The sequence below is a fragment of the Streptomyces sp. NPDC005574 genome, from assembly GCF_040605435.1.
GTDB lineage: Bacteria > Actinomycetota > Actinomycetes > Streptomycetales > Streptomycetaceae > Streptomyces.
In genome coordinates, this window is sequence record NZ_JBEXCW010000094.1 from 1 (window position 1) to 13,595 (window position 13,595).

Sequence of the window (13,595 nt, forward strand, 5' to 3'; positions counted from 1 at the left end):
CGGCACGTCTCGAAGACCAGCGTCAAGTACGGCGGCCAGTCGGCGCAGCTCAAGGAGATCCGGGCGTTCGACCCGGAGCGGCAGGGCCGCTGGTCCTTCTCCTCGCAGCAGGCCACGTTGCGCCGACTGGACAAGGCGTTCGCCGCGTTCTTCCGTCGGGTCAAGTCCGGTGAGACGCCCGGTTATCCGCGTTTTCGTGGGGTGAACTGGTTCGACACGGTGGACTTTCCCAAGGACGGGGACGGCTGCCGGTGGGACTCCACCCCGCACAACCCCGCCACCCGCGTCCGCTTCCAGGGCGTCGGGCATGTGAAGGTCAACCAGCACCGGCCGGTGGCCGGTCACGTCAAGACCGTGTCGGTCAAGCGGGAGGGCCGTCGCTGGTTCGTCGTGCTGGCCGCCGAGCAGGACCAGCCACAGCCGCTGCCCGCGACCGGCAGCGTGGTCGGCATCGACCTGGGCATCGCGAACTTCCTCGCCGACTCGGGCGGTGATTTCGTGCCCAGCCCGCGCCACGGCCGCAAGGCCGCCGCCAAACTCGAAGCCGCGCAGCAGGCCCTGTCCCGCTTCCCGCGCCGCAAGGCCAAGGACCGCACCGCCAACCACCAGCGCGCGGTGGACAAGGTTGCCGAGTTGCACGGCAAGGTACGGCGTCAGCGCCTCGACCACGCGCACAAGACTGCTCTCGGCCTGGTGCGCGCGCACGACTTCATCGCGCACGAGGACCTCAAGATCCGCAACATGAGCAAGGCCCCCGCACCGAAACCCGACCCTGACCGGCCGGGCACCTTCCTGCCCAACGGGGCTACCGCGAAGGCCGGACTGAACCGTTCGATCAACGATGCCGGTTGGGGGGTGTTCCTGACGATCCTGCACGCCAAGGCTGAAAGCGCCGGACGGGAAGTGATCGCCGTGGACCCCCGCAACACCTCCCGCACCTGCCCCAAATGCGGGCACACCGCCAAGGACAACCGGCCCAGACAGGAAAAGTTCCACTGCGTCGCCTGCGGCCACACCGCCCACGCCGACACAGTCGCAGCCACCAACGTTCTACGGGCCGGGCTGGTCCGTCGCCACGCCAACCCGGCATAGCGAGAAGCCCCGTCCTTCAGGACGGGGAGGAGTCACGGGTATACCGACCGTCACGGCAGGTCCCTGGATCACATAGCCTCCTCTGGCACGAACACGACAATGGGAGGATCATGCGAGGCAGAATGGCCTGGGCCGCGGCCGGCGGGGCAGCGGCCCTGGTGCTGACGACGGCGACCGGAGCGCGCGCCGAGGGGCGAGGCGACATCCGGGTGGTGAAGACCGTCGTCAACGACAGGGGCAACGTCATCGTGGGAACGTCGAAGACGATCCGGTACCCGATCGACTTCACCATCAAGGACAACTCGGGTGTGAAAGGGCTGACGCACGTCAGCACGTACAACACCTCCAGCGCCACCGGCGGCGGCTTCGTGGACTGGACCAGCACCTCCTGCACCAAGAAATCGGCGACGACGTCGGTGTGCAGGGCCACGATGACCGTCACGCCGGCCTGGATTGCCAACTACAGCGACAGCGACAGCAACAAGACCGCGGGAGTCTGGCAGGTCGACGCCACCGTCAAGGCGAACGACGGCGACTACTGGATCTCCGACCGCATCGCCCTGTACAAGGTCAAGCGCGCCGCCCAGCTCACCACGGTGATCGCACCCGAGGAGGTCGCCAAGGGCGCCAAGGTGAGTGTCACCGGCAAGCTGTCACGGGCCAACTGGGAGGACCTGAAGTACCACGGGTTCACCGGGCAGCAGGTCAAACTCCAGTTCAGGAAGAAGGGCGCCGCCCACTACAGCACGGTCAAGACCGTGACGACGGGCGACGCCGGAAAGCTGAGCACCAAGGTGACCGCCACCTCGGGGGGCAGTTGGCGCTGGTACTTTGCCGGCACCACGAGCACCTCACGGAAGGTGTCGGCCGGAGACGTACTCAACCTGAAGTAGCCGGGAGGGGAACAGGCCAGCTCAGGGAAGACGCAGGGCTCCGCCCCACACCCCCGGCCACCCTGCCCCGCTGATCGCGGTCAGGGTTACGGCGGTGAGGCTGCTGAGGGCGTCGGGGATGCGGCGGCTGGTCATCGGCGAAGCTCTGGCGTATCACCTCTGCAGGCTGAGGATGCGGGGCACGCCCGGACGGACGATGGCTGGCAACGGGGTGTTGTCGCCTGTTCCCCAGGTCCGGAGGGAGAGTACTCATGCGCTACGAAATTCGCGTCGTCGGGGACATGTCGCAGATGTTGACCAGCGCCTTCCCGGAGCTGGAGCACGTACGGATGTCCGGGCAGACCGTCCTGTTCGGACCCGTCGTGGACGAGGCGCGGCTCTACGGGCTGCTGGCCCGCTGCCGCTCGTTCGGGCTGCGGGTCCTGGAGATGCGCCAGCTGCCGGAGTGAGCAAACAGCTGATCGCCATGTAGACACCCTTCGACGCGGACTCCTCGTCGGGTTGCGCGCAGCTCTGTGAGGAGGTCATCGGGCAGTGCGGCGCCCCAGGCGTGCTTGAGGCCGTGAGAAGCCGCTCAACGCTCGCCCTGCGGCTGGTGAAAGGTAGCAGGACAAACTGAGATGATCAGCTCTCGAAGTTTCTCGATATACAGGCGTACGTTCTTGGAGGCGATGTCCGTGTCCGGGTGGCGGCACGCGATCCACAGCCCCTCGTGTAGTCGGTTGACCCAGGCGCACACCTGATCGCCGTACGACACACGGAGCAGCCCGTATGCCTTTTGTTCGCTCCAGCAGGCCGAACCAGGAATGAGGCGGGCATCGACATACGAGATGATCGAATACAAGTCCGGCGATGTGGGGCGGAAGTCCTCGCCCAGGAGGCGCAGCACTCGGGCCAGAGGAATGCGCGCCAGTGACCGATTGGCGTGCAGCTGGGCCCGCACAGAGGCGAGCGCGGCGTCGAAGTCTCGTGCCGCAGGTACTTCGATCGGCGCGCCGCCGACATACCAGCCCACGGAGTCTGACCACGCGGACTTCAGTCGGGTGTGGAACGGCACGACCGTGCGGTAGACGGGTTGCCCACCGAGTTCGTGGACGATCAGACTGGTCGCGGCCAAAACGCCCACCAGGCTACCGCCGTAGGGCCGGCAATACGTTTCGAACGCCGCGGCCGCGTCGGCATCGGCGAGCGGCTCGCGCATCAGCTTTTGGGCGGGCAGAATGCCGCCGGGCTGCAGGCCCAGATCGACAGCGAACTCCGGAAGCCTTCCGTCGCACCGGCTGATGAACTCCCTCCAGCGCGCGACGATTGCGTGTGTGTCGTCGATGGCGTTCGCGTTGGCCCGTTCCTGCTCGCAGAAGTCCACGTAGCTTGCGACCGGTGGAGTGGTGGAAGGCTGCCCTGCGACATGTGCCGTGTACAGCTCCTGCACCTCGTACGGGATGCGCTGCAGCGAATATGCGTCGACGTTGGTGTGGTCAAATGCCAGATACACGCTGGTGGAATCCTCGCGGACGACCGCCGCGTAGATGAGATTGGGCCAGCCGAGAGCATCTGCCGCCTTGTCGAAACGGTCCTGCAAATGTCCGGCCAGCAGGTCCGCATCGGCGAAGTCGCCCACCACTTCGCGGTAGAGCATGACATCGTCCCGGTCGAGAGTGAACCGGTGCATCTCGTCGCCGACCCATCTGAACCCACTGCGCAGCGTCTCGTGGCGCAGTGTCCAGCCGCGCAGGGCCTGTTCCAGCGCGTCGAGGTCAACTTGGCCGGGCAGGTCGAAAGCCGTACCGAGCCAGGTTGGCACGAACAAGCCCCCCTCGCGCACCGACCGCGCTGTTCTGATGTGTGACTCCTGGATGTACGCCGGAGGCCGTGGGTCCGTCGGCAGCGCCGTCGCGGCCGCGACGGTCGCAGCGCTGAACCTCCACTCCACAAGCCGTCCAGGCCGGACCTCGCAGCGCTGAATATCAGAAATTCGCACAGTGGCGTCTCCTTCTCGGAAAACACAGGCTTGATCAAGGTGGAGTCGTGTGCGAGCGCCGTCTGTCGTGTCGCCTGCAAATCAGCAGAACGTGTGGCACGTCGAACAGTGAAGCGGCCCACTCATCGCCCCGTAATTGAACGGCTGTTCATGCCCTGTCTGCAGGGGTGGTCGCGATGCCTGGGAACAAGATGTCGCTGTCCGGCGGTGCGCTTGAATGCCCCGAACCGCTGTATGGGTGGCGCACATTGGGTTCCTACCCCTCGTGAACAAGGGAATTCTTAACGGCTGGCGCCGTGAGGGTTTCTGCTTGGCCGCCAACTGCCCGCCCGGAGTGTCTCGTTGGGGCTTACACCGGCTCCACGATCACCGCGGCGGTGTAGGCGTGGGCGGTGCCGACCGCGATGCCGAAGGCGGCGGCGATCTGTGCCAGGGTGTCGTGCTTGCGCAGGTGGACCAGACCGATCAACGCCCGCTGGTGCGGCGGGAGCTTGCAGCGGTGGCCACCCTCGCGGGTGACGATGAGCATGGTGAGCCACTCGACCAGCGTTGGGGCAGGTCGAGTGCGGCAGGATAGGAGACCAACGAGGCTCCTGCGTTCATGAGTTGAGACGTCGAACACCTCCCTCAACGGCACGGGTACTTCATGCGTTGCGCACACCCCGTCGTCACCCCATCGCTGGCCACTGTGAAAGCGCTCGGATGACGTGCATGAGCGGTGCCCCAAGCGCTCTTCGCGAACGGGCGTGACGAAAGTTGGGCCGGGTCGTTGGACTGGCAGCACGGCACGGCGCGTCAGCGCTCAGACGGCTTCTGATCATTCCTTCCTTCGGTGGTCGGCAGTTGTCGGACATCGACCGTTCCTGCCGTGACAGGGGACGGGCCGATCGGCCCGGGGCTGGCCACCCTTCAAGCCGGCCAACCCGGGGCTTGTCGCCCACTGGTGGGAAACAAGCCCCGGGTGTTGCTGGGATCAGAAGCTGATCCGGGCGTGGAGCGCAGCGTGAGGTAGCGCAGTAATCCGGCAGTCGCACCACGTCATCGGCCGTCAGGCCGAGCCGAGTCCAGCCCGCGAAGCGATGCTCGGAGCCCCGTGACGGGGACCTTCAACCACTGGACGGCCGGAAGATCACTGCGTCGCCTGCGGCCACACCGCCCACGCCGACATGGTGGGAGCCATCAACGTATTGCGGGCCGGGCTGATCCGCGCGACGCCAGCCCGACATGGCCAGAAGCCCCGTTCTTCAAAGCGGGGAGGCGTAACGACAAGAGCAATGAGCAACCACGCCGACAGTCACATCACGCCGACAGTCACATGATCGACGGCATCTGTCGGGGCTTCTTAGCCCAGCACAGCGACTTGGAAGGTGGCATGCCATAACCCTGTTGCTTTTCCAGCGTTTGCAGATGTGCGGGTAAGTACCCGCGGTGATGCTAGGAAGGTGCAAACTATGAGACGGGCTACTCGAAACCGTGTCCTCGCCGTTGCCGCCGCATCCGGCGCGATGGCTGTGGCGCTTCCCGTGTCCGCTGCCTTCGCAGTCGACGGTGCTGACGTCGGTGCTACGGCGGCCGGTTCGCCCGGGGTGCTCTCCGGGAACAACATCCAGGTTCCCTTGTCCGGGGCGGTGAACCTGTGCGGCAACACGGTGGATGTTCTGGGGTTGCTCAACCCGGCCATGGGAAACGTGTGCCAAAACAAGGACACGGTCAAGGCCGACGGTGCGGAAACCGACGGGAGGTCGGACGCGTCAGGCGGAGCATCGGCCGATGGCCGCGTCACGGACTCGCCCGGGCTGATCTCAGGCAATGGTCTGCAGCTCCCGATCGATCTGCCGGTGAATGTTTCTGGGAACAGCGTCAACGCGGTCGGCGTGGGTAACCCAGCGTTCGGCAACCAGTCGGTCAACGCCGGTGACCACTCTCACCCTCACGTCCCCCGCACAACTTCGGTTCACAAGCCCTCGGCCCCGTCGCGCCCCCAGGCCCCCCAGGCCCCCCAGGCCCCCCAGCATCAGGCCGTTGTGGAGACCCCGGACACGGCGGCGTCGACGCTGGCCCATACAGGAGCGGATCTGACTGTCCCTGCCCTCGCCGGCGGCGTCGTGTCCCTCTTTGCGGGTGCGGTCTTGTACCGCCGCTTTCGCCCAGGCCGCTGACCCGGCTGCCGGCACTACTCGCGCAGGACCCTGAGCAGGCCGGGCGCCCGGGCAGCCAAGAGGTCGATCACCGCCGTGGTGTAGGCGTGAGCCGTGCCGACCGACATGTCGAAGTCGGCGGCGAGCTGGACCGGGGTGTCGTGCTTGCGCAGATACACCAGAACGACGAGCGCGCGTTGAGGCGGCGGGAGCTTGCAACGCTGGTCACCCTCACGGGTGACGATGAGCATGGTGACCCACTCGACCAGCGCATGAGGCAGGTCGAGTGCTGCAGGATGAGGAATCAACGAGGCACCTGTGCCCATGAGTTCGGACGTCGAACACCTCCCTCCACGGCACGGGTGCCTCGTGCGTTGCGCACACCGACTCCGTCGTTGCACCGGTGGCCACTGCAGAACCAACCGGCTGGCGCGTTACTTTCAGGGCGCAGCGTCGTTGGAGTACATGCATTCCCTTCTCTGGGCCCCAGGAGATCACTGCTCTTCCTCCTGGGGCCCTTGACGTGTTCGTCGGGGTGCCGGCCACGGTTTGGTCTCTACCTTGCGGTCGAGCCAGTTTGTGGGTGCGACCGCGAACTGTGTGAGGCGGGCCTTTTTGCGTACCGCTTCCATGCGAGCGATGCGCGCAGTCGGACTGACGTGCACGTTCCACCGGCTGACCACTCGGCTCGTGCGCGAAAATCAAACGCTCGTGATCGAGGACGTGACCGTGCGCAGCATGGCCGAAAATCATATGCTCCCGAGCATCGCACTCGCGGCCGGCCTGAAGGCTGGGATTCCCTGCGAAGAACAGCCCGGCGGCGCGAAGCGCCGGAGTTCTCTGCGTCTGTGGGGTGACGGTCAGGGTGCCCTGTCCCGGTTCCCGCCAACCACCGGCGCGCTGTGGAGAGAGTCGCCCAGCTGCACGGCAGGGTACGGCGCCGGCGCCTCGACCACACGCGCACAGGACTGCCCTCGGCTGGTCTGTGAGCATGGCTTCATCGCGCACGAAGATTTCAAGATGACGCAACATGAGCAGGTCCCCCCGCGTCGAAGCACGACCCAGACCAGGCAGGCGTGTTCCTGCCCAGCGGGGCCGCGGCGAAAGCCGGACTGGACCGTTCGTCGCTGATGCCCGTTGGGGGTGTTCCTGACGATCCTGCACGCCACGACACCTCATACTCCAGCTGTATATCGTGATCAGCAGTCAGGCGTCGAAGCGGTGGCGGGCGGCCTCAATGTGACCGAAGTACTGGTGGGTCCAGTTGCACATTCCGTCGACGGTTGCGCGTAGGCCCTGGCCCGGCTCGGTGAGGGTGTATTCGACACGCGGCGGGACGGTGGGGTGCACGCATCGCTCGACCAGGCCGTTGCGCTCCAGCATGCGCAGGTTCTGGGTAAGCATCTTGTGGCTGATGCCCTCGATCTCGTTCCGCAGTTCGCTGAATCGCAGGGTGCGTTCACCGAGAGTCTCGATGATCAGGAACGCCCACTTGTTGGCGACGTCGGAGAAGATCTCTCGCGCCAATGAGTCCGCGCGCCTGAGGTCTGCTTCCTCGGACGGGCCCTTGACCTGTTTGGTCACCATCAGGTTCCCCAGTCACTGAAAAGTGCGTTCTTCCATGTCAGCAGCCACTCTCTTACGGTTCCTGAGTAACCACAAGAGACCACGAGGGTCTGGAGTGACGAGCACGGGCCCGCGATGCCCGGACAAGGAGGCGGACGGCATGGCCATCACCCTGGTGAACCCCAGCGGATTGCCTGAGATCGATGTCTACCGGCAGGTATCGATCGCAACTGGGGCGAAGCTGGTCTTCATCGCCGGTCAGGTCGCCTGGGACGCCGAGGGGATCACGGTCGGCGAAGGCGACCTCGCCGCGCAGGTCGAGCAGTGCTACCTCAACATCGGCACCGCCCTGGCCGCGGCCGGCGGCTCCTTCGACGACGTGGCGAAACTGACCTTCTACGTTGTCGACTGGACCCCCGACAAGATGCCCCCGCTCCTGGAGGGGATCTTCCGGGCGGCCGCAAAGCTGGGAATCACCCCGGTCCCGCCGGCCACGCTGCTGGGCGTTGCGGCACTGGACGTTCCCGACCATCTGGTCGAGATCGAAGCCACCGCGGTCCTCGGCTGAACAGATGCCCTTCGCCCGCGGAACACCGAAGTAGCCAACTGCGGTGCGCAGTTGCCAACCAGTGTGCTCGGCACATCATGTCTGGTTCGCGGCTTGCCGGTGGTAGTGGCCGGCGCGGGACCGGGCCTGATGGCGTCGCCGCCAGTCGGACCAGCCGAGCCGGTGGGCGGCGTCGTGCACGGGTCGGACGACGAGGGCGACGAACAGGCGCTGGATCTCGTTGCAGGTGAGCGGGATCAGCTCCTCCGGGGCGGGGTGCCGGGCGTGTTCGTCGGCGCGGACCGCAGCGAGGAAGGCGAGGGTGACCCAGCGGTGCCAGGGCGTCCAGCGTCTGACCTGGTGTTCGTCCAGTCCGGCCAGGCCCTTGCCGGACTGGACGGTCTCTTCGACCGTCCATCTGCGCCCGGCGACCCGTACCAGGGTGGACAGCGGAACCCGGGTGGCTGAGTAGCAGCGGTAGAAGGCGAGTTCGCCGGTGCGTCGGTTGCGGCGGACGAGCAACGTCTGGGCGGACTACCGAGCTCCGGGGTATGGGACAGGAGCGCCGCTTTGACATCCCCTCGTACACGTCCGCTGAGGTCGCTTCCGACCCGGAGGCATGAAGGACGGGCTGCGACGGACGGCAGGTCGGTGACGGGCCCATGGAAAACGGAGGCGGCGCGAACGCTTCACGCGTCCACGCCGCCTCCGCGCGCCCGATGCAGAGATGGTGTCGGCTAATCGAAAAGGTATGCAGGCAATACTTGCGCCACGCGTAAAGCAATGGCATTGCGCCGACGGAGTGGAGGGCGCGAGTTCGAGGTCGGTCAGAGCGCCCGGCTGTTGCAGCCCATGTCGGAACCGAGGTGGCTCTGCTGTGCACCCGCGGCCCCCTCTCCGTTCAACAAGTTGCCGGCCAGGCCGGTGAGGGCGCCGATGCTGCCGAGCACTTCGATGTTCATGTCGTGCGAGCGGCATTCGACGCCCTGCGTGATGTCGATGCTGTCGGTGTCGTGGCCCGGTTCGCCGTGTGCGGAAGCGGTGTTGGCACCCAAAGAGCCGACACTGCCGAGGAGGGCGCCCAGAACAACTACTTTGTGCAACTTGCGCATTGGAAGCTCCTTGGAGGAAGTATGCGGATCTGACCTGTCGAGTCAGGACTGCGGATGTGCAGGGGGCGAGCTGTCAGCCGAGTCGGGGAAGTCCCAGTTGTCCCACGGGAGGCGCTGCGATCTGTCCGAGGGCGACCGGAGCCAGTTCTGGTGCGCTCGTGGGCGTGATCGTCGGGTTGACGAGCGGGTTTACCTGAGGGTTGAGCTGCGGGTTCACTTGCGGGGCGACAAGCATCGGGCCCTCTGAGCCGAAGGTCTGGGGTACTGCTACCTGCGGGGCCACCTGCGGCATGACCTGCGGCATGACCTGCGGCACGACCTGCGCCGGGGCGGCCTGCGCCGGGGCGGCCTGCGCCGGTTGCGCGGGTGCGGCCTGTGTGAACTGTGTGGGTGCGGCCTGTGTGGGTGCGGCCTGTTGCGGGTTCTGCGAGCTGGAGGCTTGCGCTGTTCCCTGTGATGAGGCCGAGGCTGAGGCGTATCCGGTCTGCTGTGGTCCTGACGGGGCGCCCTGTGGGGCTGGTTGGGGAGCTGCGGCCGGAGCAGTCGGCTGATCCGGAACCGATGCTGGGGTGGTACTGAGGTGCCTCTCCGGTGAGTTGGCATAGCTGCCGCCTGCGCCGATGCCGGCCAAACCGCTGGCCGCTGCGACGACGAGCGCGGCCTTGTGAAGCTTCCGCATGAAACCCTCGGTCCTTCGTTACCTGAATTGTGAGTCCATTGCATTCAATGCGGTCACGCGTGCAGTTGGTGTGTCACTCGCGTCGCGCCGGAGGCTACGGTTATCTCGAGGAGCACGCGGACTTCGTATCGGAGCTGGCAGCGGATCCTGCACCTCTTCTTGGGTTACGGTCGCTGCCCTCTCCTCCGAGGAACGAGGTTGTGGCGCCGCGGTCACGGCGCTCGATGAGTCGTCACCCATTTGCCGTCTGCCGGCCTGGGCGTCGGCTTGCGTGCCGTGCATCAAATGGGTGACCGGACGCTGGCGCCCGTTTCGAGGCGGTGTTCATTTCGTTCCCCACGGGGCGATAGGGATGGCCCATCGCAGCCGGATAGGGCAGCAAGGACAGCGAAGGCTGTGCTGCCCATCGGCAGATCAGCTTCCGTGTACAGGTCAATTGAAGAGCCGAGGAACTCATGCGTATGCTCCACAAGGTCGCGCTCGTCGCCGCAGCAGCCGGCGGCCTGTCCGGCGTCGGTGTCGGCCCGAGTTCGGCCGTCACCCCGTCCGCCCACAACGGCGTTGCACCGTCACCGGTTTCGCAGCCCGACGCCCAGGCCGCCTCGGCGTCTTCCGCTCAGGCGACCGCGCAGACCTATGGCTCGCCGGCTCCGCAACAGGCGGCGCCTTCGCGTGGTACTCAGGTCTCCCCGCAGGTCAATCCGCAGCTGAGTCCTCAGGTCAGCCCGCACATCTCTCCTGAAGCGCCGCAGAAGCAACAGGGTGCTTCCGCGGGGCAGGCCAACCTGTTCCGTCCGTACCAGGAGTGCAGCCCGCAGACCCTGCTCGATGCGAACGTCCCGGTTGCCCTGCTGGCCGCCGCCCAGACCCGGGGCGTCGAGTGCACCCAGGCCAACAGTCAGACGAACTCTTTCGCCAGCGTGCAGCAGCACTGACAGACGGCCACGTCGGTCGACGCCGGGCGCGGGCTGGGCCGAATCGGCTCGGTTCGTCCTGCGACACGGCTTCGGTATTGCCTTGGCGACATGAGGCTGGCGTGTCGTCGTCCAATTCGAGGCATATGTCGCTATTCTTCTGCATTGTAAACGCGATCTACAGATCGCAAGAACTCACCTTCACCCGGAGATAAAATGCGCAAGCTTCGCAACGTTGCCGTTCTGGTCGCTGCCATCGGCAGCATCGGACTCGTGGGCGGTACGGCCCACGCCGGCGGTCACGGCGAGGGTGGCGACCAGTTCAGCGTCACGCAGAGCTCGAACTGCAAGTCCCACGACCTGAACCTCGACGTCCTCGGCCAGGTCGGCGTGCTGAACGGCCTGCTGGGTAACGCCCTCAACGGCGAAGGCAACCCGGGCGCCCAGTCCACCTCGCTCGGCTCCACCATGGGCTGCAACAACAGCGCCTTCTGAAGTCCCCTCAGGCGTAAAGACGCCGAATCATGAATGGTCCCGGCACCGGGCCTCAGGCAAAGTGCCGGGACCATTCACATGCGCCAAACCACTTCCGAGGCGGCACAGCGCAGCGCTGGACAGTTTTGGGCAATCCGCTCTGACGCCGTCGGACCCTCCTCGTCACATAGAGGCGATCCCTCGTAGATCGCATTCACTTCACATCTTCTGGAGATGACATGCGCAAGTTCCGCACGGCCGCCGTCCTGTTGGCCGTCCTCGGAAACGTCGGACTTCTGGGTGCCAGCGTCGCCCACGCAGATCAGGGCTGGGGCGGGGGCGACGGCGGCGGCCTCAACGTCAGGCAGAGCAGCACCTGTCAGTCGCACGACATCAACCTCGATATCCTCGGTCAGGTCGGCATCGGCAACGGGCTGGGCGGCAACCTGCTGAACGGCGAGGGCAACCCGGGCGGCCAGAAGACGTCGCTGGGCTCCACCATGGGCTGCAGCAACAAGTTTGGTGGCTAGGAGCTCACAGAACGAATGTTAGAGCGGCCTTCGCCTGATCCTGTGCTCCGTCACGGCAACATGGGGTCAACGCGAAGGCCGTAACTGTGAGCTGTCGCACCACGGGGTCCCGCAGGATGTGATTGCCGAACCGTCACGTTTCGAGGTTCCCCTCAGATGCGGGGAAGGGTGACTGAAGGTCAGATGGGTCTCATGTACCGGACTGCCGAGCCGAATCCCGTGATCCGCCGCATGGCCGGGGATCTCGGCGTCCATCACGAAGCCCTGCGCAACTGAATCCGGCAGGCCGACGCCGGCGAGCGTGATGACCTGCTCACCACCAGGGAGAAGGAAGAGCTCGCCCCACTGCGTCGTGAGTTGCGCGATCTGCGTCCGGGCGAACGAGTTCTGCGGATGGCCTCGGCTTTTTTCGCCGCACAGCTCGACCCGACCAGGCCCAGGTGACCGCACTCCTCGATAGGCATCCACACCTTGGGGTCGAGTCTGTCCTGCGGGAACCGCACATCCCCCTCCTCCACCTGTTACCGCCGGCGCCAGGCCGAGAAGGAGCCCTGAGAACGGATCCGTTAGGACACCGAGCTGACCGGGCGGATCCGGCAGATCCACCAAGACTCCGGCGGCATCTACGGATCGCCCAGGATCCATGCCGTCCTGAAACGCGAGGGAGTTCACGTCGGCCGCAGGCGGGTCGAGCGGCTCATCCGTCAGGCCGGACTGACGGGGATCAGCCCAGCAGGAACAAAGGCTTCGCCCGCCGGGACCTGACGCCGAGCTCTCTCCTGACCTGGAGCAACGCGACCTCACGGCGCACACGCCGAAGCGATTGTCGCCTTGGCTGGTCCGTGTCACTGCGGGAACCACTCTGGGGCCCTGGCCGGCGATGACGGCATCGCGCTGCATCCGGAGAACGTTCACCACGGCCGTCCAGACGTCCCGCTCGGCTCTACAGCGGCAACGGCACAGTAGGGCCAACCGAGGACGGGGGACTCCGCTCTTCTTCGGGTACACCCTGCCTCTTTGAAAACAAAATGCTGGTCCGGGAACCCTTCCCTGGACCAGCATTTTCCGTGAGTGCTCAGATGCCGAAGTGCGGTTTCTTGAACCCCTCAGGCAGCTTGGCCGTGTTGGAGCACTCCACAACCGGCCCCACTTTGGTGGGTTCGCTTTCGCTGCCCAGGAGTTGGTCCTGCTGCGTAACAACGTGCGGCCGGTCTACTGTCGAGCACTGCTGGTCCTGCTTGATGACGTGCGTGCCGTCCTTGTCGACGTACGTCTCACTCTTCTGGACGCACGTGACACCCTCCTTCGCGGTGGGGCAGTCACCTTGGTTTCCCGCGGCATGTGCATGCCCAGCGCCGAGACAGATGGCGGCGAGGCTTCCGACGAATGCTGCGGAGACCGCAGCCTTCTGTGAAAAGAGCATGCGTTGCAGTCCTTTGTAGAATCGGAACAATCTTTTATTGACCGGCGTTGCCCGCGCCGAGAAATTCAAGCAATTTCATCTTTGCCCGCCGGCAGGATGGTCGTAGCCCGGACGCGAACCCAGCGTCCGGGCTACCTGCACCACGGGTATCGCTCAGCGCACCGCTCGGTCCGTATCCCCGAACGCTGAGTGAGACCCGCGGCGGGCCTTGACTCTGAACGCGGCTCTTAGCCGTTGTCGCCCTGT

The 13,595-nt window shown here is 65.7% G+C and carries 12 protein-coding genes and 4 pseudogenes; 9 read left to right on the forward strand and 7 right to left on the reverse strand.

Translation table 11 applies throughout. The annotated features are described in order from the left end of the window. From ABZT03_RS35495 to ABZT03_RS35505, 3 genes are all read left to right on the forward strand, one after another. Positions 1-1,092, forward strand: a 1,092-nt coding sequence (locus tag ABZT03_RS35495) for a transposase (RefSeq protein WP_356047094.1), incomplete at its 5' end; no start/stop codon positions are given. 110 nt (positions 1,093-1,202) lie between these two features. After that, entirely contained in the window at positions 1,203-1,985 is a 783-nt protein-coding gene (locus ABZT03_RS35500; RefSeq protein WP_356047096.1) for a hypothetical protein, read from the forward strand. A 251-nt stretch (positions 1,986-2,236) separates the two neighbouring features. Further along, positions 2,237-2,434 carry a hypothetical protein gene (locus ABZT03_RS35505; protein ID WP_356047098.1) on the forward strand — a complete coding sequence of 66 codons (198 nt, stop codon included), beginning with the start codon at positions 2,237-2,239 and terminating at the stop codon, positions 2,432-2,434. Positions 2,435-2,559: 125 nt separating this feature from the next. Here ABZT03_RS35505 and ABZT03_RS35510 read toward each other — a convergent pair whose 3' ends face one another. Both ABZT03_RS35510 and ABZT03_RS35515 read right to left on the reverse strand, forming a co-directional pair. Continuing rightward, entirely contained in the window at positions 2,560-3,966 is a 1,407-nt protein-coding gene (locus tag ABZT03_RS35510; RefSeq protein ID WP_356047099.1) for a condensation domain-containing protein, read from the reverse strand. Positions 3,967-4,345: 379 nt separating this feature from the next. Then, positions 4,346-4,551 (reverse strand): annotated as a pseudogene (locus ABZT03_RS35515) (transposase family protein); the annotation flags it as partial. A 938-nt stretch (positions 4,552-5,489) separates the two neighbouring features. Between ABZT03_RS35515 and ABZT03_RS35520 the strand changes: the two are divergent. After that, a complete protein-coding gene (locus ABZT03_RS35520; RefSeq protein ID WP_356047101.1) occupies positions 5,490-6,125 on the forward strand; it encodes a chaplin in 636 nt (211 codons plus the stop codon). A gap of 17 nt (positions 6,126-6,142) precedes the next feature. On the opposite strand, the pseudogene ABZT03_RS35525 reads toward ABZT03_RS35520, so the two are convergent. Together ABZT03_RS35525 and ABZT03_RS35530 are read right to left on the reverse strand one after the other, a co-directional pair. Beyond that, positions 6,143-6,412, reverse strand: a pseudogene (locus tag ABZT03_RS35525) (transposase family protein); the annotation flags it as partial. 898 nt (positions 6,413-7,310) lie between these two features. Continuing rightward, a complete protein-coding gene (locus tag ABZT03_RS35530) occupies positions 7,311-7,691 on the reverse strand; it encodes a helix-turn-helix domain-containing protein (RefSeq protein ID WP_356047103.1) in 381 nt (126 codons plus the stop codon). Between the two features lie 139 nt (positions 7,692-7,830). On the opposite strand from ABZT03_RS35530, the gene ABZT03_RS35535 reads away from it, so the two are divergent. Next, positions 7,831-8,238 carry a RidA family protein gene (locus ABZT03_RS35535; RefSeq protein WP_356047105.1) on the forward strand — a complete coding sequence of 136 codons (408 nt, stop codon included), beginning with the start codon at positions 7,831-7,833 and terminating at the stop codon, positions 8,236-8,238. Positions 8,239-8,313: 75 nt separating this feature from the next. On the opposite strand, the pseudogene ABZT03_RS35540 reads toward ABZT03_RS35535, so the two are convergent. Further along, positions 8,314-8,739 (reverse strand): annotated as a pseudogene (locus ABZT03_RS35540) (IS701 family transposase); the annotation flags it as partial. A gap of 305 nt (positions 8,740-9,044) precedes the next feature. Further along, entirely contained in the window at positions 9,045-9,329 is a 285-nt protein-coding gene (locus tag ABZT03_RS35545; RefSeq protein ID WP_356047107.1) for a hypothetical protein, read from the reverse strand. Positions 9,330-10,469: 1,140 nt separating this feature from the next. Here ABZT03_RS35545 and ABZT03_RS35550 point away from each other — a divergent pair. From ABZT03_RS35550 to ABZT03_RS35565, 4 genes and pseudogenes are all read left to right on the forward strand, one after another. Then, positions 10,470-10,943, forward strand: a complete 474-nt coding sequence (locus ABZT03_RS35550; protein ID WP_356047109.1) for a hypothetical protein — start codon at positions 10,470-10,472, stop codon at positions 10,941-10,943. A gap of 195 nt (positions 10,944-11,138) precedes the next feature. Continuing rightward, positions 11,139-11,417 carry a hypothetical protein gene (locus ABZT03_RS35555; protein WP_356047111.1) on the forward strand — a complete coding sequence of 93 codons (279 nt, stop codon included), beginning with the start codon at positions 11,139-11,141 and terminating at the stop codon, positions 11,415-11,417. Positions 11,418-11,635: 218 nt separating this feature from the next. Beyond that, a complete protein-coding gene (locus ABZT03_RS35560; protein ID WP_356047112.1) occupies positions 11,636-11,926 on the forward strand; it encodes a hypothetical protein in 291 nt (96 codons plus the stop codon). Positions 11,927-12,505: 579 nt separating this feature from the next. Continuing rightward, positions 12,506-12,655, forward strand: a pseudogene (locus tag ABZT03_RS35565) (IS3 family transposase); the annotation flags it as partial. A 346-nt stretch (positions 12,656-13,001) separates the two neighbouring features. On the opposite strand, the gene ABZT03_RS35570 reads toward ABZT03_RS35565, so the two are convergent. Next, the gene (locus ABZT03_RS35570) at positions 13,002-13,349 is read right to left on the reverse strand and encodes a hypothetical protein (RefSeq protein ID WP_356047114.1); all 348 of its coding nucleotides are present in this window, start codon (positions 13,347-13,349) and stop codon (positions 13,002-13,004) included. Between the last annotated feature and the right edge of the window lie 246 nt (positions 13,350-13,595).